At 68.9% G+C, this 23645-nt stretch carries 24 protein-coding genes; 17 read left to right on the top strand and 7 right to left on the bottom strand.

What is annotated here, in order from left to right:
• Nucleotides 1–33 precede the first annotated feature (33 nt).
• The 3 genes from N8I86_RS38105 to N8I86_RS38095 all read left to right on the top strand — a co-directional run bounded on the left by N8I86_RS38105 (nt 34) and on the right by N8I86_RS38095 (nt 2752).
• The gene (locus N8I86_RS38105) at nt 34–684 is read left to right on the top strand and encodes an ABC transporter ATP-binding protein (protein ID WP_263280257.1); all 651 of its coding nucleotides are present in this window, start codon (nt 34–36) and stop codon (nt 682–684) included.
• Nucleotides 685–2130 carry a glycosyltransferase family 39 protein gene (locus N8I86_RS38100; protein WP_123439549.1) on the top strand — a complete coding sequence of 482 codons (1446 nt, stop codon included), beginning with the start codon at nt 685–687 and terminating at the stop codon, nt 2128–2130.
• Nucleotides 2131–2587: 457 nt separating this feature from the next.
• Complete coding sequence (locus tag N8I86_RS38095; RefSeq protein ID WP_263280256.1) at nt 2588–2752, top strand: hypothetical protein; 165 nt, start codon at nt 2588–2590, stop codon at nt 2750–2752.
• Between the two features lie 56 nt (nt 2753–2808).
• On the opposite strand, the gene N8I86_RS38090 is transcribed toward N8I86_RS38095, so the two are convergent.
• Nucleotides 2809–4038 (bottom strand): acyltransferase family protein, encoded by a 1230-nt coding sequence (locus N8I86_RS38090; RefSeq protein ID WP_263280255.1) that lies wholly within the window; start codon nt 4036–4038, stop codon nt 2809–2811.
• Between the two features lie 516 nt (nt 4039–4554).
• Between N8I86_RS38090 and N8I86_RS38085 the strand changes: the two genes are divergently transcribed.
• The 3 genes from N8I86_RS38085 to N8I86_RS38075 all read left to right on the top strand — a co-directional run bounded on the left by N8I86_RS38085 (nt 4555) and on the right by N8I86_RS38075 (nt 7103).
• Nucleotides 4555–5172 carry an RICIN domain-containing protein gene (locus N8I86_RS38085; RefSeq protein ID WP_263280254.1) on the top strand — a complete coding sequence of 206 codons (618 nt, stop codon included), beginning with the start codon at nt 4555–4557 and terminating at the stop codon, nt 5170–5172.
• Nucleotides 5173–5297: 125 nt separating this feature from the next.
• Complete coding sequence (locus N8I86_RS38080) at nt 5298–5846, top strand: RICIN domain-containing protein (RefSeq protein ID WP_263280253.1); 549 nt, start codon at nt 5298–5300, stop codon at nt 5844–5846.
• A gap of 276 nt (nt 5847–6122) precedes the next feature.
• The gene (locus N8I86_RS38075) at nt 6123–7103 is read left to right on the top strand and encodes a hypothetical protein (RefSeq protein ID WP_263280252.1); all 981 of its coding nucleotides are present in this window, start codon (nt 6123–6125) and stop codon (nt 7101–7103) included.
• A 545-nt stretch (nt 7104–7648) separates the two neighbouring features.
• On the opposite strand, the gene N8I86_RS38070 is transcribed toward N8I86_RS38075, so the two are convergent.
• Nucleotides 7649–8371 carry a hypothetical protein gene (locus tag N8I86_RS38070; RefSeq protein WP_263280251.1) on the bottom strand — a complete coding sequence of 241 codons (723 nt, stop codon included), beginning with the start codon at nt 8369–8371 and terminating at the stop codon, nt 7649–7651.
• 269 nt (nt 8372–8640) lie between these two features.
• On the opposite strand from N8I86_RS38070, the gene N8I86_RS38065 reads away from it, so the two are divergent.
• The 3 genes from N8I86_RS38065 to N8I86_RS38055 all read left to right on the top strand — a co-directional run bounded on the left by N8I86_RS38065 (nt 8641) and on the right by N8I86_RS38055 (nt 10360).
• A complete protein-coding gene (locus tag N8I86_RS38065; RefSeq protein WP_263280250.1) occupies nt 8641–9210 on the top strand; it encodes a hypothetical protein in 570 nt (189 codons plus the stop codon).
• A 410-nt stretch (nt 9211–9620) separates the two neighbouring features.
• Nucleotides 9621–9926 carry a hypothetical protein gene (locus N8I86_RS38060; RefSeq protein WP_263280249.1) on the top strand — a complete coding sequence of 102 codons (306 nt, stop codon included), beginning with the start codon at nt 9621–9623 and terminating at the stop codon, nt 9924–9926.
• A gap of 227 nt (nt 9927–10153) precedes the next feature.
• Nucleotides 10154–10360, top strand: a complete 207-nt coding sequence (locus N8I86_RS38055) for a cold-shock protein (RefSeq protein WP_263280248.1) — start codon at nt 10154–10156, stop codon at nt 10358–10360.
• A gap of 326 nt (nt 10361–10686) precedes the next feature.
• Here the strand turns inward: N8I86_RS38055 and N8I86_RS38050 are convergent, their stop codons facing one another.
• Nucleotides 10687–11346: an SOS response-associated peptidase gene (locus N8I86_RS38050; protein ID WP_263280247.1), complete on the bottom strand. Its 660-nt coding sequence runs from the start codon at nt 11344–11346 to the stop codon at nt 10687–10689.
• Nucleotides 11347–11501: 155 nt separating this feature from the next.
• Here N8I86_RS38050 and N8I86_RS38045 point away from each other — a divergent pair, with 155 nt between their 5' ends.
• Entirely contained in the window at nt 11502–12098 is a 597-nt protein-coding gene (locus N8I86_RS38045) for a hypothetical protein (RefSeq protein ID WP_263280246.1), read from the top strand.
• A gap of 1109 nt (nt 12099–13207) precedes the next feature.
• On the top strand, nt 13208–13468 hold the full coding sequence (locus N8I86_RS38040; RefSeq protein WP_263280245.1) for a hypothetical protein: 261 nt from the start codon (nt 13208–13210) through the stop codon (nt 13466–13468).
• On the opposite strand, the gene N8I86_RS38035 is transcribed toward N8I86_RS38040, so the two are convergent.
• Complete coding sequence (locus N8I86_RS38035; RefSeq protein ID WP_263280244.1) at nt 13452–13778, bottom strand: hypothetical protein; 327 nt, start codon at nt 13776–13778, stop codon at nt 13452–13454. The genes N8I86_RS38040 and N8I86_RS38035 overlap by 17 nt on opposite strands.
• A 159-nt stretch (nt 13779–13937) precedes the next feature.
• On the opposite strand from N8I86_RS38035, the gene N8I86_RS38030 reads away from it, so the two are divergent.
• Nucleotides 13938–14561: an SMI1/KNR4 family protein gene (locus N8I86_RS38030; RefSeq protein WP_263280243.1), complete on the top strand. Its 624-nt coding sequence runs from the start codon at nt 13938–13940 to the stop codon at nt 14559–14561.
• A 43-nt stretch (nt 14562–14604) separates the two neighbouring features.
• On the opposite strand, the gene N8I86_RS38025 is transcribed toward N8I86_RS38030, so the two are convergent.
• Nucleotides 14605–15078 (bottom strand): hypothetical protein, encoded by a 474-nt coding sequence (locus N8I86_RS38025; protein WP_263280242.1) that lies wholly within the window; start codon nt 15076–15078, stop codon nt 14605–14607.
• Nucleotides 15079–15214: 136 nt separating this feature from the next.
• Between N8I86_RS38025 and N8I86_RS38020 the strand changes: the two genes are divergently transcribed.
• From N8I86_RS38020 to N8I86_RS38010, 3 genes are all read left to right on the top strand, one after another.
• Entirely contained in the window at nt 15215–15517 is a 303-nt protein-coding gene (locus N8I86_RS38020; protein ID WP_263280241.1) for a hypothetical protein, read from the top strand.
• A gap of 296 nt (nt 15518–15813) precedes the next feature.
• Nucleotides 15814–16470, top strand: a complete 657-nt coding sequence (locus tag N8I86_RS38015; protein ID WP_263280240.1) for a hypothetical protein — start codon at nt 15814–15816, stop codon at nt 16468–16470.
• A gap of 19 nt (nt 16471–16489) precedes the next feature.
• A complete protein-coding gene (locus N8I86_RS38010) occupies nt 16490–16591 on the top strand; it encodes an SNU13 family protein (RefSeq protein WP_263280239.1) in 102 nt (33 codons plus the stop codon).
• A 1165-nt stretch (nt 16592–17756) separates the two neighbouring features.
• Here N8I86_RS38010 and gcvH read toward each other — a convergent pair.
• Both gcvH and N8I86_RS38000 read right to left on the bottom strand, forming a co-directional pair.
• A complete protein-coding gene (gcvH, locus tag N8I86_RS38005) occupies nt 17757–18146 on the bottom strand; it encodes a glycine cleavage system protein GcvH (protein WP_073898994.1) in 390 nt (129 codons plus the stop codon).
• Nucleotides 18147–19100: 954 nt separating this feature from the next.
• Nucleotides 19101–21665, bottom strand: coding sequence for a DEAD/DEAH box helicase (locus N8I86_RS38000; RefSeq protein WP_263280238.1), 2565 nt, complete (start codon nt 21663–21665; stop codon nt 19101–19103).
• Nucleotides 21666–21962: 297 nt separating this feature from the next.
• On the opposite strand from N8I86_RS38000, the gene N8I86_RS37995 reads away from it, so the two are divergent.
• Both N8I86_RS37995 and N8I86_RS37990 read left to right on the top strand, forming a co-directional pair.
• Nucleotides 21963–22157 carry a hypothetical protein gene (locus tag N8I86_RS37995; protein WP_263280237.1) on the top strand — a complete coding sequence of 65 codons (195 nt, stop codon included), beginning with the start codon at nt 21963–21965 and terminating at the stop codon, nt 22155–22157.
• A gap of 58 nt (nt 22158–22215) precedes the next feature.
• Nucleotides 22216–22509 (top strand): hypothetical protein, encoded by a 294-nt coding sequence (locus N8I86_RS37990; protein ID WP_263280236.1) that lies wholly within the window; start codon nt 22216–22218, stop codon nt 22507–22509.
• Nucleotides 22510–23645 lie beyond the last annotated feature (1136 nt).

The following is a 23645-nucleotide window of genomic DNA, read 5'->3' as shown; positions in this document are numbered from 1 at the left end:
GGCCCGCTCCCTCCGCCCAGCAGGAGCACTCCCGTGATCGAAATCGTCAAGCTGTCGAAGACCTTCGGCACCCGGACCCTGTGGTCCGACGTCACCCGCAGCGTCAGCCGCGGCGAGATGGTCGCCCTCGTAGGCCCGAGCGGCTCGGGGAAGTCCACCCTCCTCAACTGCATCGGCCTGCTCGACAAGCCGAGCTCGGGGCAAATCCTGTACGAGGGGAAGGACATCACCGGGTTCGGTCCGCGCGAGAGCCGACTGTTCCGCCGTGACGTCCTGGGATACCTCTTCCAGAACTACGCACTGATCGAGAACGCCGACGTGGCGGCGAACCTGAAGGTCGCGGCCGCACCACGGCGATCCCTGCGCGACCGCAGCGACGCCGCTGTCGCCGAGGCCCTCGACCGCGTCGGCCTGGCGGGTCGGCAGACCGAGAAGGTCCACCGCCTCAGCGGCGGCGAACAGCAGCGTGTGGCGCTCGCCCGGCTCCTCGTCAAGCAGCCGAGCCTGGTTCTCGCCGACGAGCCGACCGGTGCCCTCGACCACGACAACGCCACGGTGGTCGTCGACATCCTCCGGGAGATGAGCGAGGCCGGCTGCGCGGTGGTCATAGCCACCCACGACGACCGCGTCCGCGACCGGTGCGACTCCGTGTTCGCCTTCCAGAACGAAGCCATGGCCGCCTGAATGGACCGTCACGTCACCGTCGCCCGACTCCGCATACCCCTGTGGTTGATCCCCTTGCCGTGGACCGTCGCGCTGGGGCTGTGGGGCCTGTCCCGGCAGCACAGCGTCTGGCGGGACGAGGCCGCCACCTGGCAGGTGGCTCTGCGGTCCGTCCCCGAAATCTGGCACATGCTGGGCCGCGTCGACGTCGTGCACGGGCTGTACTACCTGCTGATGCACGGGCTGTTCACCTGCTTCGGGGCGAGCACCACCACCCTGCGGCTGCCGTCGGTCCTGGCCATGGCAGTGGCCGCCGTCTGCGTGGCGGCCATCGGGCAACGCCTGGCCGGGGTGTGGGCCGGCCTCGGGGGAGGGCTGGCCTTCGGGCTGCTGCCGGCCGTGCAGTTCTACCTTCAGGAGGGCCGTCCGTACGCACTGGTGACGGCCGGGGCCGGCGTCTCGACGCTGCTGCTGGTGACCGCGTTCGGCGAACGCCGCGCAAAGGGCCGCTGGCTGGCGTACTCGGGCACCGTCCTGCTGTGCGCGCTGCTGAACTGGCTGTCCCTGCTGATCCTGCCCGCACACCTGGCGACGCTCATGTGGGCGAGGGCCGGACGCAGGACCCTCGTACGCTGGACGGTGGCCGCCGCGGCAGCAGCCACCGCCGCCTCGCCCTTGATCCTCTTCAGCCGGAGCCAGTCCGACCAGGTCTCCTGGATCCCCCCACTGACGTGGCACATGCTGATCGGCCCGGCGGTCCTGCTGGCGATCGGCGGACTCTGCGCAGTGCTGGACGGACCGGAGAAGGGGCGGCCGTCGGTGGCGGCCGTCGGGCTGCCGCTGCTGGCGGTCCCCCAACTCGCCCTCATCGGGATCTCCGTCGTCAAACCCATGTTCCTGGACCGCTATGTGCTCTTCTCGATGCTGGGCCTTGCCCTGCTGATCGGCACGGCGCTGGCCACAGCTGTGCGTGCGGCCGCACCCCGGTTCCCCCGTGGCTCGCAGTGGCTCGTCCCGCTGGCGCTCGTGGTGGCGGTGCTGGCACTGATGCCGCAGTCCCTGGCGAAGCGGTGCCCTGGCAGCCGGGTCGACGACGTGCTGTCGGTGTCCGGTGAGGTACGGCAGTGGAAGAGGCCCGGCGACGGGGTCCTCTTCATCCCGGCGGCCCGGCGCGACACCGCACTGGTCTCCCCCCGCGACTTCGCTGGACTGCGGGATCTCGCGCTCGCCGAGAGCCCTGTGGAGTCCGGGACGCTCAAGGGCGAGGAGGCCGGTCCGCGACGGATACGCGCCGCGATGCTGGCGCACCGGCGCATACTCCTCGTCACCGACGCATCCCGCGTCTCCCGTCCGGTCTCCGCGGACCGGGACAGAACCAAAACCGCCGTGCTGGCCGCCCACTTCACCGTCGTGGCGGACAAACAGGTCCGGGGCCGACGGGTCACGCTCTACCAGCGCCTCCGGTGACACAGGAGAGGACCGGGCGGCGACTCGTCGACGCCTGCAGCACCTGCACCGCAGCGACAGCACAGGCTGCCGTCGTACTCGGTGAGAGGAGCCGGGTCCGTGAAATGATCAGCCACCTCGCCGCTGCGCTCCCGGCAGGCACCTCGTCCGCGCGCGCCTGCCGGCGCTGCGGTGCGCGCTCGGTAGGACCACCAGGATGCAACTCCGGCTGCCCGAAGGGGTGCTGCGCAGCCTCCGCCTCGACACCGCCCCGGATGGCTCCGGCCCGGCAAACTGAGGCAGAACCCGCTCCGCCAGCAGAATCTGCGACCCTGCGGTAGACGACCAGCAGTCGCTTCGCCGACCGCACCAGGGCCCGGCATGCCACGATCCACCCTTTGATCAAAGCGGGGCACAGCAGGCGCTCGATCCAGCGACAGCTCGGCCTGACTTACCCGGAAGACCTCTTCACCGGCCAGTGGCAGACTGGGCCCCGATCCTGGACGAGGACAAGCCCTACCTCGACGGCCGCTGGGGCGAGGGCTGCACCAATGCCTGGAAGCTGTGGGAGGAGACCGTTGCGCCCTTCCACCGGCAGCGGGCCAGCCCAGCCACTGCCCGGCCGCCGAGGGTGGCGGTGTAGCTCGCGTTCGAAGACTTCACTGGGATCCATCCAGTGCGGCGAATTGTCGTCCAGGGCTACCGGTGGTGGCCGTAGTGGTGGACTTCTTTTACGCCCGCTTCGGAGGTGACGTGCAGACCGGCGTCGTCATCCGGGGAGTCCGTTCCTATTGTCTGTGCTGACGGCCGCGACAGATCTCCGATGAGGGACCTCCATGACCTGTTCCGCTTGAAGGGCACCTCAAAGATCTTGGAAAAGAGCCATGCCCCGAGAACCGAGACCGGCAGGGCCACGATAAGCGTGAACCAGAATACCGGCAGACCTGGCGGGACGAAGAGAGGCGCCACACGGCGAACTACGGTCATGACGATGGGTAGATGAATCAGGTAGAGGCTGTAGGAGAAGCTGCCGAGACTCCGCATGGGGCGCGTGGTCAGGAGCCGCACAAGGATGGCGGGTCTGCCGGTGGCGACCGCAGCGAGCAGCATCGACATGGCGGGAGCGCTCGCGAGATCTATCCAGAAATAGTGCTTCACGGTCCAGACAGAACCTTGCATGGCGCTGAGAGCTACGACGGGCAGGGCGGCCAGGACAGCGAACCATCCCCACGGCAGGCGTTTGACTCTGTCTGAAGCGGTGACGACTGCGGCGCCTACCAGGCCTGCGACGAACACGGGAGCGAGATGTGGAGCGAGCCAGTTTTCGCCTTCCACAGGAGATGCGTTTGCTGCCGCCAGGCCACGGGTGACAACCGGAATCGTCACGCACGCAACCAGCACCGCTGCACCCATGCGTCGCCGAACAAAAAGAAGAAGGGGGAAGAGGAGATAAAGTTCGACTTCCACTCCGATCGACCAGAACGCGCCGTTCGGTGTGGGGGCGGTGAACGTGTCCTGAGCGACGAGGCCATACACCAGGATTGACGTGCCAGTAGGCGGGCCGGAGTGCGATGCCGGCACGATCAGCCAGGAAATCATCAGACTCATGGCCAGCGCTGCCCAATACGGAGGCAGGATGCGCCAGGCGCGATGGCGCAGAAACCGACCGACGCCGCCCGACCGCCAGCCATGACGGGCCGGAGAGATCGCCAGGGAGAAGCCGGACAGCACCAGGAAGAAAACGACGGCCAGACGCCCAAACATGAGTGGCTCCAGCCACGGAGGCGCCGAGCTGTCGGGGTATCCCGGGAAGGTGTACAGCCAGCAGTGGAACAGGACCACATACAAGGCCGCCAGGCCACGCAGACCATCCAGGCCCACCAGCTGCCGCTGGCCTTGTGCACCGCTCGGCCCCGCCTCCTGCCTCATCGGAGCGGCCAAGTCGAGAGAACTGCTGACCGGATGACTCGAATCCACTGTAAAGTTCAACCCTTCCTCTGGGCACCGCGTTCGCCGCACGTCTCGCCTCGGCAGGCGCCGCACATGCGACCTTTGCGAGTGACCACCGACCCCGATCGCATGACGGTACGGAGGGCGGCACCAGTGTCACCCGCTGCGATCGGTACGTGACGTCCGGCTCAAGGGTTCAACAGACGGATCGACACGGTTCGGATCCGGCCAGGGTGGCTCTACTTTGCGTTCGTGCAGGCAATCGGGCCACATCCCTCTCCATGACCCGGCCAGCCGGTAAGAGGCCGGAGCCGCGGGCGGCGGAGGGCTACCTCAAGATCAAGCCGATGGTGGGCCGTTGATGCGGGCCAGTCCGCCACATGGGTTGATCAGCCTCAATGCGCCCGCGGGCACAGCCGACATGCCTCGTCCAGCAGAACACTTCCAGCCCAACTATTCGAACGAGCTAGCGAACCTTCGTCGCAGGCTGGTTGAGTGCTGCCAGGCACCATCGACCACAACCCAACAGACGGGGGAATGTCGAGTGCCGTAGCCGCGGTCCTCGCCGGCGCGCTGATGGCGGTTGCCGCTCCGGCGGTCGCACACGCCGAGTCGCCGCAGCACACCGACTGGCGCCAACCCATACCGTCCTCACAGGTGCTCCACGGCAACCTTTTCGGTATCAAGGCCTCCGGTATCGGGATCGGGAACCTCAAGTCCAAGAAGTTCCTCCAGGCCAGCAGCACCGCCAACGGCGCCAAAGTCGTTCAGCAGCCGGGGAACTCCGCCAACCCGCTCCAGAACTGGACTGCTGTCAACGACAGCCCGTACACCAGCTTTGAGAACGTCCCTGCCGGCAGAAACCTCGGCATCAACGGTGCCAGCACCGTCTCCGGGGCGGCGGCCATCATCGCGAACGGCGCCGGGGACGCCAACCAGGACTGGAAGCTTGTGCCGGTCGCCGGCTACCCCGACGGCTACTTCGCAATGAAGAACCGCAAGAGCGGCCTGTGCCTTGGCATCTCCGGAGCCAGTACGGCCAACGGCGCACAGGCCGCGCAGTTCGCCTGCGACGGATCGGCCAACCAGGGCTGGGCCCTGTTCAACCCCTGAGTCGCTCGGCCGGCGGGCGTTCCGGTCCACCCCGCACAAGGGGGTGACGACTGGAACGCCCGCACTACCCAGCTTCTGCACCGGTGCACCGCAACAGTGCCGACACGACACAGGGAGAACGTGCCATGCGCACAACACGTAGCAGGACCACAGTTGCGGCGACGATCGCGGGAGCGCTGCTGGCCTTAGCCAGTCCTGCGCTCGCTCACGCAGAAGCGCCACAGACCAGCGAGCCGAAGCCGGCCAAACTGGCCGCCGTCGGCGCTTCGCGGATCAAAAACCTCAAGTCCGGAAAGTATGTGCAAGCTGCGAGCACGGCCAACGGCGCCAAGGTCACCCAGCAACCCTACGACAGCGGCACCACCCTGCAGACGTGGGAGACCTACATCTTCGACGGCTACTACACGTTCGAGAACTTCGGCGCCGGGAGAAACCTCGGCATCAACGGTGCCAGCACCGCCTCCGGTGCCACCGCCATTATCGCGAACGGCTCCAGCGACCTGAACCAGGACTGGACCGTGGACTGGAGCGTCTACGACGGAGACCACTTCGCACTCAAGAACCGCAAGAGCGGCCTGTGCCTGGGCATCTCCGGAGCCAGTACCGCCACGGGGGCCCAGGCCGCTCAATTCCGCTGCGACGGATCGGCCAACCAGGGCTGGTCCTGGGAGTGACCGAATCACCGTCGTGAACTCGGGCTTGTAGCCTCCGATCCAGCGACGGTGGGCCAATCAGCTCACTCGCGTCGCCCTCACCCGCCTCGATGCCTGGATCACCGACAGACCCCTCGCCCGCACCCGAGTCTCACCCTTCGCAGCGCTCCGCCCCGCTGGATGAGATCCAGCGGGGCGATCTCACCAACCACTGAGCCACGCGTATACCCAAAGGGCTGTCCTCCAAAGGAGCGCCCGCCCGAGTATGGGACGACTCTCCCTACTGCGGTGACTCCGGTGCGACGAAGCGCACCGCCCCAGGTCCTCGCCCTGGTGCACGACGTCGCCCGGCGTCATAGGCAGCGCACCACCGGCTTCCAGGTGGTGTCGGGTGAGGTGGAAGCAGCGTTGCCAGTCGATCGGCCAGGCAGGGCACCAGGGGGGTCGCTCGCGCCGCTCCTGTGCGAGCCCGACCGGCCGCTGGCCACCCTCACCCTGGCCCAGCTCCACACCTTGGACCGGCTCGCCGCCTCCCACCGCGCTGTGGCCCGGGAGGCCCTCAAGGCCGCCGACGCCGCCTTCACCCACCTGCCCGGCCCCGTCACCAGCCGCGCCGGCCACACCCATCCCGCCTGGGGCCAGCGCCCGATGGGCGACCTCTCCCGTCACGAACTCGCCAGCCAACTCGCCGCTCTCCGCCGGCAGATGCAGCGTGCCCAGGAGAGCCACACCCTGCTCTCCGACACCGCCCGGCACCTCATCGCCGCCCTCACCCGCGAGGCGCAGCTGCGCCGCGCCCTCACCGCCCGGCGCGCCACCACGGCCCAGCGCCGACGGTTCGCGCGCGCGGCACTGGCCCGCGCCGACGCCGTCTCCGACAAGATCCATGCCGAGCTGCGGCTGCGCGAGCGGCTGCCCGACCACGCGCCCCACCGGCCCACCCACCGCGGGGAGACCCCGGACTGGGTCGCCGACCGGCACGCTCTGCTCCATCCGGACACCCCCGCGCACTGGACCACGCACCTCGCCGAACGCCACCGCATCCTGGCCCGCTCGCTGGCCGACCGTGGCCACACCCTCGCCACCAACCCGCCCGCCTGGGCCCGCCGCCTGCCACTGCCCTCAGGCGCCGCCACGGCTGGGCCATCACGGCCGCCCTGGTGGAACTGTGGCGCAGCCGCCACGCCATCACCGCGATGCCCGGACTGGGTCCGCGCCCCGACACCCCGCAGGATGCCGCGGCGTGGGACGACCTGGACGCACGCGTTCGGGCCCTGACCGGATGCCGCCGCCCGCTGCCCCCCCCGCCGTCGGACGCACCCACCGCCGTCGTCGTCGAGGCCGCCCTCGACCACCTCGACGCGCCGCCGCCCGCCGGGCCCCTGCCCGACCACCCGGCCCTGCGCGACCCCCTCGGCGTCGCACCCCTTACCTACGGCGCACTCGACGCCCGCACAGCGCGGCGCGCCCTGGCCGCCGTCCTCGCCGGCGAAAGCCTGCCGGAGCCCTGGATGCAGGAGCAGCGCACTTATACCAAGCCGCTGACCGCCCTCAGCGACTACCGGCGCCGCCACCATCGCGCCGGCCCCGACGTCCTCGGCCCGCGCCCCCAGGGCCTCTATGGCGAAGAGTGGGACCACCTCACCGACGCCATCGACCTCTACACCCACGCCCGCGTCCAACACCGCCTGGAACAGATAGGGCCCGCGCCGCCGCCGAACGCGCCGCCCTCTTGTCGCCCACCCCGCCTCTGCGTCAGCCGCTGCCGGGGGCGCACCGTCCCGGCCACCGGCCCCCGATCCAATGACGCAGTGCCGGCGGGGTCACGTGGCCAGGAACAGCAGGGCAGCCGCGACGAGCAATCCGACAGACAACACCGCCAGGACAGCGGGCGGTACACGACGGATCCACACGAGCATCCTGTTCGACTGCCATGCCAGCCATCGCACAAGCCTGCGGCCTCGGCTCACTCGCCGCGCCAGTTGCCTAGAGGGGGCCGGCGCCCCAGGTGGTGACGAAGTCCCCCCGTATGGCGGCGAAGACGAGACGCGGTCAGGCGCAGCGGCCGCGACAAGTGGTGCCTCGGGCACTGCCCATTTCCAGGTACCGAGGGCTTTGTTCAGGCTGCCGCGCCGCAAGCTGCCATGGCCCCCTCTGCGCCAGCGGGTGCCTGCGGAGTCGGTGAACTCGACGAAGAAATTACCCAGCACAAGGCCCGTAGGCGGCAGCCCTGGGAGTGTGGAGTCCAAGGGCGGTAGCGCAAAGGTCATCTCGCCTGTGGGAAGCACGGGAACCTCGGTGACAACGTCTTCGTGATACAGCACGCGCACGGTCTGAAGAGGCTGATTGCTCTGGTTCGCGACGACCACGTGAGGAACGGCCCAGCCATCATGCAGCGACGACGGATCCAGCCTCACACGGAGGTCGAGCATGGATGCCTGAGTAAGGCCCCGCTGCTTCTGAATGTCGCGGTGACCCTGATAGCTCAGGACAAGACCCACCACGGCGACGAGCGCGGTAACCGAAGCGAGGAAAATCTGCACCATGCGCAAACTCTGACGAACCTGAAGGTAAGTGTCAGCGCACAACCCCGGCGCGTCCAAGATGCCGACTGTCTTCAGCGCCGCTCGGCCGACCGACCGGCTCCGCCCGGGCGCCTGGCTGCCGCGTCGGCTAAGTGGCATCCCTCCTGAACCCCGCCGTGCTGCGTGCGAACACCCGGCCGCGGGAACAATCCCTTTGCCCTCGTGGCAGACGGGTGGCACATAGTGGTCTTTGAATCTGGACCTCTTCCTCTAGGAACGGACGGCACTGCGTGACCACCGCGCACCCTGCAACCTCCACCGAGCGCGTTCCCGGGCGGGCCTGGACGATCCGGCTCACTGGGCACAGTGACCGCTCCGCCACCGTCTCCTGCACCACCGCGGCCTGCCGGATGCCGCCCCGCTCAAAGGACCTGGCCGCGCGGCGCGCGTTCGCCGCGCAGCACGCCGCCGCCCACGCGAAGGCGGCCACCGTCCGCTCCAACGCCTGGTGCCACTGCGGCTCCCAGCAGTGCTCCGCCCACACCGAGCCGGTGCACTGCGCCGGTTCGGTCGTGCTGATCGTCAGGCACGATCCGACCGTGGGCCAGGTGTGGAGCGTGGAGGAAGTCTGCGCGGCTTGCGCACCGCTGATCCCGCACGCCACCGTCGCCGCCCGCGCCGCCCGTCCCCGCCGCACGGCCGAGCAGCCCGCCGCCGCGGTGCCGGCTCCCGCCCGGGCGGCTGTCCCCGGCGGGTTCTCCTCACCCGACACGGCCCCCGCCGACGGTGCTCCGGCTCCCGGCCGCCGCTCGGGCCGGCGCCCGCCGCGCCCCCAGCGCCGCCGCACCGGCCAACGCTGACCCGGGGACCTGCGCCAGTATCTGGAGCTGCTGGAGCAGTCCCTGACACGGTTTGGTCACCCACGGCGAGCCGGGATGCCTTTAGCCAAGGGGTCGTACCGGGCCTGCAGTCCGGCCGGCGGTCACCGCGCGCGGGCCGCCCCGCGGGACAACTGCGCCAGCCTCGACTGCGTCATGTCCCGCCAGGCGGAACGGGCCGGGCACCCGCCCGGGCGGGTGGTGGGGGTGCAGGCAAGCTGCCGGTAGCCGCCGTTGCCCACGCCGCGCGGCGTCCCCTTCGCCGAGCAGAAAGCGCTGTGATGAGCGAGCAGGACTCCCGCGCCGACGACTTCCCCAGGTGGCTGGCCTGACTGGGAACGGACGCCTACGCCCTGGCCTGGGTTGGCGAGGACAACGATCCCCTTCGTTGGATGACCGCCCCGGCGCCCGCCGTAGGCAGGACGGGCGCCGACCGGCCCGGCGCCGACCCGCCCCGGCTGGTACTACAGGAAATCACCCGCGGCCAGAGCGAAACGCTGCGCCGGTGGCTGGAGCTGGAGGGGGACAGCACCGACGAACCGCTGGGCATCTTCGGCACGGCGGACGGCCGGCTGCGCGAATACACCCCGGCGAACTCGTCGCCCAACAGCTCCGCCCAAGACCACCGCGCCCACCACACCACGCACCCATACTGCCACCACCGCCGCGGATCAGGTCCGGGCGTACGCCCGGCCTGACCCGGTGCCTGCGCCGGGCCCTCTCCCGCCACCGTAGGGGGAGCAGTGGCAACGGGGCCCGGCGGCCGTGCGCATCGGCTGGACGCGGCCGCCGGGTCCCACAGCAGTGTCGCTGATCCGTGGAGCCCCTCGTCTCCGGTGGGCGTGCCCGCGCCGGGTGCGCCCCACGGACGGGCATCATCGGGGATGGCTGCGTGTGCGGCCCGTGTGGAGAAGGACCAGCACTGATGGCAACTGGCACCGTGAAGTGGTTCAACGCCGACAAGGGGTTCGGCTTCATCCAGCAGGACGACGGCGGCCCGGACGTGTTCGTCCACTTCTCCGCCATCCAGACGACCGGCTTCAAGGAGTTGGCGGAGGGGGCAGCCGTCGAGTACGACATCACCCAGGGGCCCAAGGGTCCCCAGGCCGAGAATGTGGTTCCGCTCCGCTAGCAGCGCCGTGTGGCGCAGCTCTCCTGTCCGCTGAACCGGCCGCCGCGCAGCCCACTGGGGATGTGCCTCTCTCGATCGACCGGCTCGCGCCGACGCGCGTAATGCGGCCATCCCCGTGCACGCGTCGTGCTGAGCCGGGGATCGCCTCCTGCGCGCGGTTGGCACGCAGGTCCGTGGCGTCCTCCAGCCGCTTAGCAGGCACCCTCTTGCATATGAGGGGCGGAGCACACGACGCGTCTGGTACACGAAACGTACGGCGAGGGCACAGTGGTGCCGCCGGCAAGCCACCGCTATTCGCCCGCCTTTACCTGCACCGTTGGTCGTAGCTACATGCTGACCGGGTCGAGGAGGTGGGGGCCGTTGTTGCGGACGTTGTTGACGGCCGTGGAGACGGGGCGGGCGTCGAAGTGCCCGTCGGCGGGCTGGCCGAGGAGTGCGCGCAGTTCGTCGGCGTCGTGGTGGGTGGGGTCGAGCCAGGCGTCGTAGTGGTCGGCGGTGAGGGCCAGAGGCATGCACGGGTGGACGTGGCCGGCTGCGTCGGTGGCTTCGGTGGTGATGATGGTGCAGGTCATCAGCCAGGCGGCCGGGTCGTCGTCCTGGGCGACGGCCGGGTCGCCCCAGTACTCGTACAGCCCGGCGAGCGCCATCACCTGGCCGTCCTCGGGGTGGATGAAGTAGGGCTGCTTGCGTGCCTTGCCGGTGGCCGGGTCCTTGTGCGGCTGCCATTCGTAGAAGCCGTCTGCGGGGAGCAGGCAGCGGCGCTTGAGGTACGCGCGGCGGAAGGCCGGCTTCTCGTGCACGGTCTCCACCCGGGCGTTGATCATCCGCGCGCCGATCTTCGGCTCCTTCGCCCAGGTCGGTACCAGGCCCCAGCGCAGCGGCCGCAGCTCCCGCGAGGCTGCCGCAGGGCCCCCGCCGGGCGGCGTGCGCTCGAGGACGGCCCAGACCTCGTCGGTCGGGGCGACGTTCCAGTTCGGGGCGAGCACGCAAGACGGCCAGCTCTTCGTCCCGAATTAGGGCCATAAGATCGTGCTCTAGGTCAGACATGCAGGTCAGGGTGTTGGGAAGCGTCGGTTTCCGTCGGTGCCTCACGGGTCCCGGGGTTAGATCCTCTCCACGACTTAGCCTCGACACTGCCTTCGTGCGCAGCGCAGCATGGAAGAGAGGCAGCGCCGACGCGCTTGCCAGGCACGTCGGGGCTACTCCTGGAGGAGTGGAGGCCACGATGAAGTGCCGGATTATGGCCTGTGGCGCAGCGGCGGTCGTGATGGCCCTGGGGGTGAGCGTTGGCCCAGTCGCGGAGGTCTCAGCCGCCCCTGCGCAGGTATGTGCGGATCGCGACGGCGACGGTGTGATCGACACGATGTACACCGACAGCGACGGCGACGGTGTAGTGGACACGATGGCCCACGACAGCGACGGCGACGGCAAGATCGATGTAGTGGGTGAGGACACCAACGGTGATGGAGTGATCGACAAGGCCACGACGGCGGATCAGTGCGCGAAGGGTGGGGACGGTGCATCGGATCCGCAAGACCGTCCAGACCGTCCTGGAACCCAGCACCAGGACCCGGGCACAAAGCAACAGGAACCCGGGACCCAGCAGCGTGATCCCGGGACCAAGCACCAAGAACCCGGGGTCCAGCACCAAGAACCCGGGACCAAGCACCAGGACCCGGGCACAGAGCAACAGGATTCCGGAACTCAGCAGGACTCGGGAGGTATGCACGATGAGTAAGCGCCGGGTGCTCTGCCCCTGAACGGGACGCCGGGCCCGGTCCATTCAGGCTCGGCGTGCGAGGCGCCTTCCCGGCCGTGGACGGTCGGCGGGGTGCTGGCGGGCGTCGGCTGCCTGGCCGCAGCCCTTGTGATCCTTGCGATCTGGGTGAACGTCGCGCGGTGGCCGCGCCGCCTCCCTGGCCCTCCCTGGGTCATCCTCCTCGCCATGCGGCTCTGCCTGGTCAGGACTGCAGCTGCCTAGATGATCAGTCAGCACGCTGGCCAGCGAACGGAGCGCGGCAGCCACCGCAGAGCTTGTGGCGCCGCTGTCGCCACCAAGGCCGGGTGCGGACGGCTGTCACCCACTTTCGGGTGTCGGCTGGGCGGCAGGGTGGGACTGACGAGCAGCGTTCGCGGAGGTGGTACGGCTTGACGGGGTATCAAAGGGTGCATTCGGGATGTACGTGGAAGATGAAGTTAAGAGTCACGGAATTATGGGTGATGCGTAACAGCGCTCGTGTACTGCGCGTGCCTGGCGTGTCGGTGGTGAGGGTGGGGTGTGCGGCCAGCCGGTCGTAACCGCCTTTGCGTAAGACCTGCTAACGGCCTGTGGCCGCAGGAGGGTTGCGCCCATGCCCTGCGGGGAGAGCTTGTGTACGTTTACGCTTTCGTGCCCGGTGCCGGTAAAACGCTGGGGGCATGTCTTGGCCAGCAAGGGGCAATGCGCCGGCGCTGCGAAGCCTCGGTCACAGCGCTTGGCCGACGAACGCCGGCCACCGGGACGCGGCGTCGGTGACTGACGAGGCGAAGGGCGCGCACCGCGGACGCCTCCAAAAGCGCCTGCGCCGCCTGATTCGTGCCCTTCTGGCGACGGCTGGGTTCTTCGTCCCCGATCCCCTTTCTAGCCGTCACTGGCCGGCGGACGCCTATGGCCTCAGTGGCGATCGTTGCGAGGGCTGGGCGGAAATGGACTGTCCTTGGTGCCGATCACTGTCACGGGGTCAAGGGGCGTCGGCCGCGCAAGAGGGGTCAGGGCTGGTAGCGAACCAAGTGGACAGCACACGCGGCGCCAGGGGTGCGAGAGGTGCCAGGCGTGTGAACGAAGCATAGGCAGAACGGAGCGAGATCATGCAGACCACGACCGCATCAACCGATCAAGCACGGGACGACATCCCGGTGGAGGACTTCCTGCTGGCGCCGCCCAAGTCCGCAGACCGCATTGCCTGCCGCCTTGATCCTCGAGACCTGCGGCGCCTGAACCTGTACGCAGTGCTGACCGCTGCTGGGATCGCTCCCTGGCCAGGGGACCGGGAAGCGATCGAAGAGCTCAGCGTACTGCCCGACAGGGTGCACCAAGCCCTGCACCACTGGCTTAGCTCCGGCAGGTGAGGCGCTGGACGTCGGCACAGCGCGTCCATGGGGCCTCCAGGGCGGCGGCCGCCGTGCGCAGCGTCCGGGCGAGGTATACCGCGCGGTCGACGTCGCCGGACGTGATGCAGGCGTCGAGCAGCACGGACAGGGCCTGCAGCCGCTCGTCCACGGTGGCGACGGCGCCTGCCTGGGCCTCTGCCTCGTCCCACTCCGCCCCCGGGACGGCGCCATGGCCGGCGGCTGTGGGCGGGACGACCCGCGCCGCCCGCTGCCGTACCGCCTTCAGGACAGCGGACGACGACTGGATCAGCTCAGCCTCGCGCCCCAACTCGGCAGCCTCTGACGGTGGTCCTGCCGGTGCAAGCGGCAGGACCAACCCGGTCACCCTAAGCGCCGGGGCGGAGGGCCCGTAGACCACCATGGTCGGCGGGGCTTCCTGTGCCTCTCGCGAGAACGCCGTGATTGAGAGCGGGGAAAAGGAGGATTCATGGACGAGCAAGCGCTAATCACCCAACTTCGGGATCTCATGCCGCCTCATGACGGGGCGGGAGACTCGGTTGACTGGCAGAAGGTCGAGCGCGTCTGGGGAATCACGTTCCCTCAGGACTACAAGGAGTTCGTGGCCACGTACGGCGACGGTGAGACCAACGCGTTCCTCACCTTCCTCGTCCCCGGCCCGGCCGAAGGATCTGTCCCCTCCGGCGCCATGGCGGCGGAGACGGCCGAGGCGCGGCGGATGTGGCCGGAGAAGCCCCCGGCGGGTTATGGCTCGCCGGCCATACCGCCGGTCATCGCCTGGGGCGTGAACGCGCGTGCCGACCTGCTGTGCTGGGTGACCGACGAGCCGGATCCCGGGCGCTGGCCGGTGGCAGTATGGAGTCGAGGCGATCTCGGCTGGAGCGTCCACGACTGCGGAATGCTCGAGTACCTTGTGCGTCTCTTCCGCGGTGCGATCGACCCCATGTGGGCGGACGAAGACGGCGTACGGCGCTTCGTGCACGTCCGGGAGGCCCAACGCCTCCTGGCGGCCGGCATCGACGCGGACACGGGAGAACCCAATCCGTACGCGGACATGTTCGGTCCCTCATGGCCCGGGCTCGTGGGCGGCTAGGCCAGTCTCGTGTGGCTGAGCGCCTCAGTCGGCACGAGACTCCTCATTCGCCGGCTTCCCCCTCGGGGGGTGCTCCTCCCACAGCAACCCGCTGCACAAGTTCGTCAAGCTGACCTGCGATGATCATCCTTCGGCGCTCCAGCAGATTCCTGTAGACGGTCAGTGGTACGGGTTCGCCGCTGGATGCAGCCTGTGTCAGTGCGAAGCGGGCCTCGACCTCCAATGCCAGGTAGGCCCTGCGGCGGGCGTGAGCCGCTCGCTGATGTACCTCCGGCTTCAGAAAGGCGATAGCAGCGCTAAGGCCGGCGCTTACGAGTGCCAGTACAGCCGCTGGAATACGGGCATCTGCGGAAGAGAGTCCCGTTGCTCCCGAGATCCCGGCCAGCACGGCAGCCGGCAGTCCTAGCGCGGCATGGGTGAGTCGCCAGAACTGCCGACGGAAGCGGTTCTTCCGGGCTTGTTCTTCGCAGTTGGCCTGAAGGTCGGCGACCTGACTCCCCACGATGTCATCTGCCATGGCGCGAGCCTGCCACTTGGCGCTCTCGTCTGGACGGTGTATCGCCATTGCGATCGCCACTCTGCGGCCAACCATGGCACTCAGGGGGGCCAAGTGGGGCGCTCAGTCACATCTCGCGGCGGTGTGTGCCTGCGTCATGAGCGTCATCGTGGCGCAGGCCCGGCACCCGAAGTCCGCCTTCGAGATGGACGCCCTTCCACACCGGGCGGTGACGCTGAGAGATAGGGCGGGGCACGCCCAGCTCGGGCAGGAATTACACGCACTTTCCCCCGGCTACCTGGTGCGCCTCCTGGTCGTCCTTGCGGCCGTGCTGGGCGCTCTCACCGCCACGCTCGCCCTCGCCGCGGCCTTCGCCTCCACCGCCACCACCCGCACGGCCGCCCGCAACACCCTCGACCTCCTGCTGCGCCTGGTGCCCTGGTACACCCCGCGGGGCTGACACTTGAGCTTTTGCTCGCAGATCGGCGACCCCTGGAGCCGGGTCCTGCTCTCGGCCAGAAGCCGGGCAGGTCCCTGCCGCTGCCCCGAGCCGGGGCGGCGGCAGGCCCGCGGCTTCGAGGACAACCGTGGAGGCCCGCACCACCGCGCCACGAGCGGCCAGAGACTGCTCCCTAGCAGACGCGGGACATGAGGGTGATAGAGGCGCCGGTCATGTGGCGACGCGGTCTTGTGGGGCAAGACCGCGCCCTTTACGACTGTGCCAGGGAGACTTCCGAAAGGGCTGGAGGCGGGGGCATGCAAGATGCGCTCTACGGGCTGCTTGGTGGGTTGGGCGGAGCAGCCATCGCAGCCGGTGCCGCGTACTGGGGTCCGGTGAAGGCCCAGAAGGAAGCCCTGCGGGAAGCCGAACGGCAGCGCGAACTGGCGCAGGCGCAGGCTGAAGCCGTCAGGGCCGATGAGCGGCGTATGGCCCGGCTGGCACGCGTCGCTCTCATCCCCCGACGGATCGGTGACTGGATGCACTTGCTCATGTTCAACATGCACTCAGGGTCACGGCGGGTAGATGCCGAATCCTTTGCGACGGCTGCTCTGGCGGCCAGGAACGCGGTGAGCGAGGCGATCTATGACGGGGTGAGTGAGGGTTTCCTCATCGTGGCCACCGAGGCGAGCCAGCGTGGCTTCCAGGAGAGTCAGATCAGAATCGGAGAGGAGGAGCAGACCGCGATCCTGGACGCGCTGGATCTGTTCACCAGGCGCATCGCCACCCTGATCTCGTTGTCCGACGACGACCCGCGGTGGCCTGATGCAGCCCAGGCGGCAAGCCGGGCCGGCAACGCGGCGATGAAGGTCAGGGCGGAACTCTCCGCCCAACTCATCAGCCGCCTCCTGGACGTCGACAACCTCGACGTCATCGACACCAGGCCCAACCCCTTGAACCCCGCTGGCAGTTAAGAGGTCCGAGCAGCGGCGCGTGCCGCTCGGCCAGGAGAGCTCGCTCGGCATCGCCGAGTACGTCATGGCCGCCGACGCCGACCCGCCGCACATCGTCCTCACCCGCGTCCAGTTCTACTGACAGCCCGCTGACGAGCAGCCGCCGAACATCGTGACTTCCTCGCGGTGCCGACTGCCCGGCAGTCCGTCGAGAGGAGACCGGGGTTTCCGGCCGTCCCCGGTGGTGTCAAGTCCCGAAATCCGGGGGCATGACCCCGCCGGGGCGGTTCCGGCCTACTGGAACCGAGGCGAGGGGCGCCACGTGGGCGCCTCTTCACTACCAGCGGGAGAAGAACCATGGCTCGCAAGATTCGGAAGAACTCCGTCCGTCTGGGTGTCGCGGCCCTCGTGGCGGCGGTCACGGGAGGCGTCGTTCTCCCCGCCACGACGGCGATGGCGGCTCCGACGACCGAGGTGACCACCGTCTCGTCCGAAGTAGACCCGTTTGCCCCTCCGCCGGAGCAGCAGCATTACGGGCCGGCCAAGGCCCCACCGAACCCGTATGAGCCGCAGGTGGAGCCGGAGGGCCCGCCGAATGAGGAGCCGGAGGGTCCTGCGGTGGTGACCTGGGGGACGGGGACCACGCCGGCGGAGTCTGATAAGCCGCAGGAGGAGCCGGTGGCGCCGCCGAATGAGGAGCCGGAGGGCCCTCCGGTGGTGACCTGGGGGACGGGGACCACGCCGGCGGAGTCTGATAAGCCGCAGGAGGAGCTGGTGGCCCCGCCGAATGAGGAGCCGGAGAGCCCCCCGGCGGAGTCTGATAAGCCGCAGGAGGAGCCGGTGGCCCCGCCGAATGAGGAGCCGGAGAGCCCCCCGGCGGAGTGATACGGAGCGCGGGTTGTGACCTGCGGGTTTGTCGTGGTCGTCGACGACTCGGCTTGTCGCCGCAGCCCAGTCCAAATACGACCAGGGCCCCGGGGGCGTTCACAAGGCCGACAGGCCACCGCACCTGGGCTGCCGGGCGGCCGGCACCGCGCCCTGCACCTCCCCTGGCACCGCATCGTCGCCCTCACCGGCGCCCCGAACTGGGACCGCGGCCACGGCGTGCCAGAACTGTGGCGCCCCTACGAGCCCGTCGCCGCACCCCCGCCACCCGACCGCCCCACGAGCACCAGGAGCGCCGGTCTGCGCGCCGTGCCGACACCGGACGGTGTCGGTGAGGGATGTCGTGCGCTGGGCGGGGAATGCCGGACCCGGCGAGGGTGGGCTTCAGGAACAGAGTCGCGCTCTGCCCCTGAAGCCTGCGGTCATTCGCCGCACGCTGTTGTGTAGCTGGCGGCGTCAAGGAGATCGAGACTGTCGAGTTCGTTCCTATCGGAGGGCTCCAGTCGGAAGAGCCAGGCGGCGTAGGGTTCCGAGTTGAGCAGGTTGGGGCGGGATTCGAGTTTGGTATTGACCTTGATGACCTTGCCTCCGACCGGGGCGTAGACGTCCGTTGCCCCCTCCGTTGACTCGATGGGGCTGACCGTCTCGCCTGCGGCGACCACCACCCCAGTCTTGGGGAGTTCGACGAAAACAATGTCGCCGAGAGCGTTCTGGGCGTGGTGGCTGATGCCGACGGTCACGATGCCGTCAGCCTCCACCCGGACCCACTCGTGGGTCCGGGTGAATCGCAGATCTGCCGGAACTTGAGACATGTCGTCCTCTGCGGGTTGCGGTGGTAGCACGGAGCAGGGGCCTGAGGGCCGCGTTCGCGGCCCTCAACGCTCCGCGAACGGGGCCACTCCATCCTGTACTTCCAATTCCCCCTAACGGTGGATCACCGCGCACGGCTCGCCCCATCGCCCGGGTCCTCGCCTCCGAACGGGTCACCGCTGGCCTGATCCCGACAGTGACCCGGCAGGTGACCGAGGCGCCGAACACCCGCCCGGCACCTGCTGCACTGGAAGTGACGGAGGCGGCGCCAGAGCGTTCGGCCGCGTCACGTCACCTCACGATTCTGCGGGGAACAGCGCGGCGATCACGGCGTGGTGCGCGGTGAACGTCCCCGTGGTGCCGTCCGCGGCCGTGAGCACGCTCGCGGTGTCGGGGGTGATGTCGTCGCCGACGGCACGACGTGCAGCGCGGTCTCGTCGTCCTCGGCGCACAGCAGGCTCGCGGGGCTCATCCGACGGGCCCCACCGGGCGGGGCGGGTAGAGCCGGTGCTGTGGGCAGCGGTAGTGGGTGGCGGCAGGCGATCACCACGGATCGGCGCTTGTCGTACTGGTAGCGGTCAGACGGCCGCGCGGCGGAGGTACGGCCTCCACGTCGCCCTGGCGCAGATCACCCCGTCTGACTGGAGGTACGGGGTGTGAGGCGCACGATCTCTGCGCCTTCGGGGAGCTCCAAGCGTCGCCTGTGCGGCCTGGGCAGCAGCACGTCCGGGCCGCCGGGCAGCAGGCCTCTGTTGCGCAGGACCTCGGCGCGGCTGCGGCACCAGAAACACCCGCCCCTGTCGCGAATGGGGAGCGTAATTCAGCCCGCTGCGCCACGACGTGGCGGAGTCGGCTCTAGCTGCGGTGCACTCGACTGACATACGTACGCATTCCGTACGCCATATGCACGCTTCATGCTCCAGCCGCTGCGCCTGGTCGGCAGGCTCTGGTGGCGGTCAGGTCCAGCGCATGCCGATGGCGGCCAGTTGCTCCACGCGCTCGGGTGTCAGGGTGGCGGCTCTGGAGCGCTGGTTGCTGATCCATGCTCCGAGCTTGATCTCTCGTTCCGCCCACTCCCCGCCGCTCTCGTCGTTGTTGCCGCCGTCCGCGCGGCCGCTGACGACGATCCGCTCGACGTGCTTCCTGGGGACCTGGAGGTGGCCCTCGCGTTGGTAGTACTGTCGGGCGGCGGCGTAGTGCATCGCCCATTTGTCGGCCTGACTCGTGCGGGGCTTGGGTTTCTCGGCATCGGTGGCGGGTGTGATGCCGAGGATGTGTTCGCACATCCATTGCTGGACGGTGGTGAGGTTGTCGAAGCCGAGTCGTTGTGCTCGTACCCACCGCCCCAGGTCCTCGCCCTGGTGCACGACCGCGCCGGGCTCGGTCGGCAGTGCGCCGCCGGTGTCGAGGTGCTGGCGGGTGAGGTGGAAGCAGCGTTGCCAGTCGATGGGCCAGGCGGGGCACCAGGCGGGGTCGATGTCGTCGAGCTGTTCGCGCCGCTCGGGGGGCAGTGCCCCGGCCGCCGACGCCGCGGGCAGCCCCTCGGCCCGCCGCTGCTCGTTGTTCTGCGCCCGCTGGGCTGCGGCCCGCGCGTTCTTCAGCCAGATCCCCACGCGATAACCCTGGAAGGTGGCATCGGTCGGTGCTGCCAGGTGCCCGTTCTCGGCCGCCCACCCGCGCGCCGCCGCGAGGCCTTCTTCCCAGGCGACGTCGTAGTGCGACCACACCATGCCCAACCGTTCCAGCTGGGCGATGCGGTCGGCGTCCATGTCCCCGCGGGCGTAGAAGCGGCGCGCGTCGGCGATCCACTGCCCCAGCGGGAACGCGGCGAGCGAGGCCGGCCACCCCTCACCGCTCTCCTGCTCCTGGTCGTCGCCCGCAGCGGGAACGCGGTACGTGAACGGCACCTTCAGGTCCCCGTGGAGCCGTTGGTACAGGGAGGCGGCTTCGATGCCGCGCCGCCAGTGGGCGTGTTCGGGGTTCAGGACGCGCAGGTTGATGAACGCCGCCAGCTGCGCAGGGTCACGAGGCGTGCTGAACTTCAGTAGCTCCCGAGCCGGCACCGACAGCCGGTTGCTTCCGTCACCCTCGGCAGCTTCACCTTCCTCGCCCCCTGATCGGCTCTGTACGCCTCGGACACGGCTGCGCGCTTGTGGCTCGGCCAGCGCCTCCACGACGCGGGCGTCGTGGGCGCGCAGGGCTTCCAAAAGCTTGGCCAACCCGTCGAACGCCCGCGAGGTGAGCATGTTGTCGACGGTCTCGCCGGGTCCGAGCAGGACGGGTACGACCAGGCTGGCGACCTTGCCCTCGCCGGGCTGGATGCGCAGTGCACGGCCGACGGCCTGGACGAGGTCGGGCATGGAGCCGCGGACATCCGCGAAGTACACGGAGTCGCATTCGCAGGTGTCGACCCCCTCGCCGAGCACGCGGACGGACCCGAGGAACGTCTTCTCCACGACCGTACCGTCAGTAGCGATCCCTCGGGAGAACTCGTCCAGGACGCGACGGCGGTGGAGTGGCTTGTGCTCGCCGCACAGCCAGTCGGCCCAGAGGGTGCGCGGATACAGCGCGGGGTCCGCCGCATGCAACCGCTCGGCGACGTCGGGAAGACCGGCCGCGAAGGCCTCGGCTTCCCTGACGACGTGGTGGAAGACGAGCGTCCTGCGGAAGCCTTCCTCGGCTGAGGCCTTCACCAGCGCGGTCTGGAGCGCGGCGAGCCGGGCCCCGCGCACCTGCTCGGACCGTGCGTCCTCGCCCAGGAGTTGGGCGGCCTGGAGGTGGGTGTCGGTGATGTCCAGGCACACCACCTGGTACGGCGCACAGATACCCCGGTCGATCGCCTCCGACAGCGTCAGCGTGTAGCAGCGGGCCCCGAACGGACCTTCCGGATCGTCCTCCATCGACGCCACCAGCTCACCCGGCACGCCCGGCGTGGCATCGGAGTCGTCGTCGAGCTGCCACAACCTCGGGGTGGCGGTCATGTACAGCCGGCGCAGCGCGGGGATGCGGGTGTGGTCGTGGACGACCGCCCAGGGCTTGCCGATCCAGCCGGAGGTCCGGTGCGCCTCGTCCACCACGATCAGGTCCCACCCCGGCAGACCTGCGGCGTGCGCGTGTTCCAACGTGCCGAGCCCGAGGGAGGCGTACGTGGCGAACACGGTCACCTTGTCGAAGGGACGCACCCAGGCGACCAGCTCGTCCACGTCCGTGGTGTTCGAGAACGACGCCTCCGGCCCCCGCAGGGACGAGACCCCGACCATCGGCCCCGTACGCCCGCCCTCACGCCATGCGGCCTCGGTCTGCGCCAGCAGATCCAGCGACGGCACGAGCACCAGCACCCGACCCGCCCGCAGCTCCTCCGCGCTGCGCACGGCCACGAGGGTCTTGCCCGATCCGGTCGCCATGACCACCTGCGTCCGCAGACCCCGCTCAGGCACAGTAGATCTTGCAGGCAATTCGAGCGCACGGAGAACCGCGTCCACGGCCTCCCGCTGATGAGGACGGACTTCCTTCACACCCACTCCGGTGCCCCTCTCCCACCAAGCCGGACGACAACTCCCACAACCAAGCCACCACCAACTAGCCGACCGGCAAAGGGTGTTGGGACGGCAGGCACAGCATCTGCACCCTGACATCGGATCGACGTCTCGGATGCAGACCCGCAGACGACCACCCCCGAGCGGGCCACAGAACCCACAGAGCGGAAGCAACCCAATTCCAGAGTCTATCGCAACCACAGAATGAAGCAGTGGGCGGAGAATCAACCAGGAAGCCTCGGGTACTCCGCATGCATCACTGTCCACCCGGTACGGAGAGTCATGACGCGCAAGACCCAAGACAACGAAGGCAACCGGTTCTGTAAAGCCTGCGGCACGCCCGCGGAGAACGGGAATCTGTGCAGCCATTGCGGCGCCGCCCTGGACCTCCCCGACGATGCAGGCCTGATCGAGGATCAGGGTGCCGCGGTGCGCCGTGACTTCGAGGACCGCACCCGGCAGCAGGAGCAAGGCTGAGCGGCTCAGCAGTGAACCCGGCCTACTGAATCCCCTGCCCTGGGGTACACGGGCCGGCATGGCATCCACGACTGATCGCATCAAGGCCGTGCGGGCCGTGCGCCAGCTGCGCAGGGTCCGCTCCTTCTACGCGGTAGCCGCCTTGGTGTGGGCGGCATCGACCGCCTGGACCGGCTGGCAGAGTCCCGGGAGTCGGCAGATGTGGGTCTCCGCCCTCCTCCTGACCGTCTTCACCGGCCTCCTGCTCGCAGCCTCCCTGTGGCTCCAGCGTCTCCAGGCCGCCGGCCCGGACGAGCCCGCGCACCACGCTGCACCACGGCGGGCGGCCCGGCCACGCCATGCGCATGCCTGACTTACCGTCCAAGCGGGGTAGGCGAGTTGCACAGGCACCCTTGACTCGCGTACGGCGTGTCAATACCAGACGGTGAGGATGTCTGCTTTCAAGACTTCGGACGAATCGTTCGGAGAGAAGTGAACGGTCCATGGCTTTGTCTGGGAGCGTGCGATGCCGTCGAGAGCAGCGCCTACAGAACGCCTCTTACCAGGCAGAATGCAGTCCCAGTTCTCCCGCATCCCAGCAACGCTGAGGGCTGCTCCTCCAGCAGCGGTGCACTGCAGTGTTGACTTGTGAGAGGGGTCGCGGATCTCCAAAGCCCATGGCAAGTCCTTCGCGGCGGCGGTCCAGAGTCTCGTCATACGAGGATGCGCGATGGCTGAAACGTCATGATCCCAAGGGCTGGTGAAGCAGACAGCGACAGCTTCCGCATCCACACCATAGGACCAGCATGGGTCGAAGATTCGGTTTCCTGCTCCGCAGCGAATGCTCTCCGGGTCAGTTGAGATCCAGGACGGACCTGGACACTCGCCCTTGTTGTAGCGGTGAGCTACCCGATAAGGCTTCTGCAGATGACCGTAGTCTGTGAAAGGACGCAGATATTTTTCCTGGGTGGGATTCTGAGGACGCGGGTGTTCCTGGAACACTCCGGTGAGCCAGGCTACAGCGACTCCAACGATCACAGGACCTAGCAGAGCCACCAGAAACCATTTCCCAAGGTACCTCCACCACGGATTCCCAGACGGTTGCTGTGGGCTAGTATTTGACTGAAAATCAGGCATAGGTAGAGCATCGCGCTTACTCGTCAACTTTTGACGCATTCCACGGCGGAAGACCCGGCAACGCCACGCGCATGCTGACCCCGTACCCTCACCCCCTCTCTTGCTGCTGCCAGCCTGGGCCGCGCGAAGCGTGGCCCGCCGCCCCGCACGTAGTGCGGGGCCAGCGGTGCGCAGCGCAGCGAGCGCCGCCGGCCCTAGGCGAAGTCCAGGGCCGGCCGCGAAGTGGCCTCGTTCCCGGAGCGCAGCGGAGGGAACGCCAATCGGGGGCGCAGCCCCGGATTGGCGGGGAGCGCAGCGAGCCGCCAGCGCTCCCGCGGAGCGGAGCGCAACACCCCGGCGCAGCCGGGGTGTTCGTTGGCTCCGGGCGCAGCC

This window comes from Streptomyces albidicamelliae (assembly GCF_025642175.1).
GTDB classification, from domain to species: Bacteria; Actinomycetota; Actinomycetes; order Streptomycetales; family Streptomycetaceae; genus Streptomyces; species Streptomyces albidocamelliae.
This window is presented reverse-complemented; position numbering and strand designations above follow the sequence as displayed.

Excerpts from the sequence above, each read along its gene's own strand:
- N8I86_RS38100 (WP_123439549.1), top strand. The coding sequence starts at position 685 with ATGGACCGTCACGTCACCGTCGCCCGACTCCGCATACCCCTGTGGTTG.
- N8I86_RS38090 (WP_263280255.1), bottom strand. The coding sequence starts at position 4,038 with ATGAGGCAGGAGGCGGGGCCGAGCGGTGCACAAGGCCAGCGGCAGCTG.
- N8I86_RS38080 (WP_263280253.1), top strand. The coding sequence starts at position 5,298 with ATGCGCACAACACGTAGCAGGACCACAGTTGCGGCGACGATCGCGGGA.
- N8I86_RS38070 (WP_263280251.1), bottom strand. The coding sequence starts at position 8,371 with ATGGTGCAGATTTTCCTCGCTTCGGTTACCGCGCTCGTCGCCGTGGTG.
- N8I86_RS38060 (WP_263280249.1), top strand. The coding sequence starts at position 9,621 with ATGACCGCCCCGGCGCCCGCCGTAGGCAGGACGGGCGCCGACCGGCCC.
- N8I86_RS38055 (WP_263280248.1), top strand. The coding sequence starts at position 10,154 with ATGGCAACTGGCACCGTGAAGTGGTTCAACGCCGACAAGGGGTTCGGC.
- N8I86_RS38040 (WP_263280245.1), top strand. The coding sequence starts at position 13,208 with ATGCAGACCACGACCGCATCAACCGATCAAGCACGGGACGACATCCCG.
- N8I86_RS38030 (WP_263280243.1), top strand. The coding sequence starts at position 13,938 with ATGGACGAGCAAGCGCTAATCACCCAACTTCGGGATCTCATGCCGCCT.
- N8I86_RS38025 (WP_263280242.1), bottom strand. The coding sequence starts at position 15,078 with ATGGCAGATGACATCGTGGGGAGTCAGGTCGCCGACCTTCAGGCCAAC.
- N8I86_RS38020 (WP_263280241.1), top strand. The coding sequence starts at position 15,215 with ATGAGCGTCATCGTGGCGCAGGCCCGGCACCCGAAGTCCGCCTTCGAG.
- N8I86_RS38015 (WP_263280240.1), top strand. The coding sequence starts at position 15,814 with ATGCAAGATGCGCTCTACGGGCTGCTTGGTGGGTTGGGCGGAGCAGCC.
- gcvH (WP_073898994.1), bottom strand. The coding sequence starts at position 18,146 with ATGTCTCAAGTTCCGGCAGATCTGCGATTCACCCGGACCCACGAGTGG.
- N8I86_RS37995 (WP_263280237.1), top strand. The coding sequence starts at position 21,963 with ATGACGCGCAAGACCCAAGACAACGAAGGCAACCGGTTCTGTAAAGCC.
- N8I86_RS37990 (WP_263280236.1), top strand. The coding sequence starts at position 22,216 with ATGGCATCCACGACTGATCGCATCAAGGCCGTGCGGGCCGTGCGCCAG.